The following is an 886-nucleotide window of genomic DNA, read 5'->3' as shown; positions in this document are numbered from 1 at the left end:
GTGCTGCTGCCGCAGCGCAACGTGCTGCGCCTGTTCACGGCCACCGACGCCGACTTCCGCTTCGGCAGCGACGACGTGTGGAGCCTGTTCCACTCCTATGCCTTCGACTTCTCGGTGTGGGAAATCTTCGGCGCCCTGCTGCATGGCGGGCGCCTGGTGATCGTGCCGCAGCACACCAGCCGCTCGCCCGAGGCCTTCTACCAGCTGCTGGCCGACGAGCAGGTCACGGTGCTGAACCAAACCCCGTCGGCGTTCAAGCAACTGATGGCAGTGGCCACCACGGCCGAGCCGCAGCGGCCACTGGCATTGCGCAGCGTGGTGTTCGGGGGCGAGGCGCTGGACGTCAACAGCCTGGCACCGTGGTTCGAGCGCTTCGGCGACCGCCAGCCGCAGCTGGTGAACATGTACGGCATCACCGAAACCACCGTGCATGTCAGCTACCGGCCGCTGTCGCTGGCCGACCTGGGCAAGGCGGCCAGCAGCCCGATGGGCGTGCCGATCCCCGACCTGTCCTGGTATGTGCTCGACGGCGACCTGAACCCGGTAGCCAAAGGCTGCATCGGCGAGCTGTACGTCGGCCGCGCCGGCCTGGCGCGCGGCTACCTCAAGCGCAGCGACCTGAGCGCCACGCGCTTCGTGCCGGACCCGTTCGGTGCCCCTGGCGGGCGCCTGTACCGCACCGGTGACCTGGCGCGCTACCACGCCGACGGGGTGATCGAATACGCCGGGCGCATCGACCACCAGGTGAAGATCCGCGGCTTCCGCATCGAGCTGGGTGAGATCGAAGCCCGCCTGCAGGCCCAGCCGCAGGTGCGCGAGGCCCTGGTGCTGGCCCAGGAAGGCGCGACCGGCCAGCAGCTGGTGGCCTACCTGATCCCCGCTGCCG

Annotated in this window: 1 protein-coding gene; it reads left to right on the top strand. The window is 69.5% G+C overall.

Annotation, left to right across the window (positions count from 1 at the left end; genetic code table 11):
* The coding region (locus OO258_RS27265; protein ID WP_266034989.1) for an AMP-binding protein at window positions 1–886 on the top strand (886 nt) is incomplete at both ends.

It is taken from the genome of Pseudomonas sp. DCB_BI, assembly GCF_026240995.1.
Taxonomy (GTDB): Bacteria; Pseudomonadota; Gammaproteobacteria; order Pseudomonadales; family Pseudomonadaceae; genus Aquipseudomonas.
Note: the sequence above shows the minus strand (reverse complement) of the source record. Positions and strands in the feature narration are given on the sequence as shown.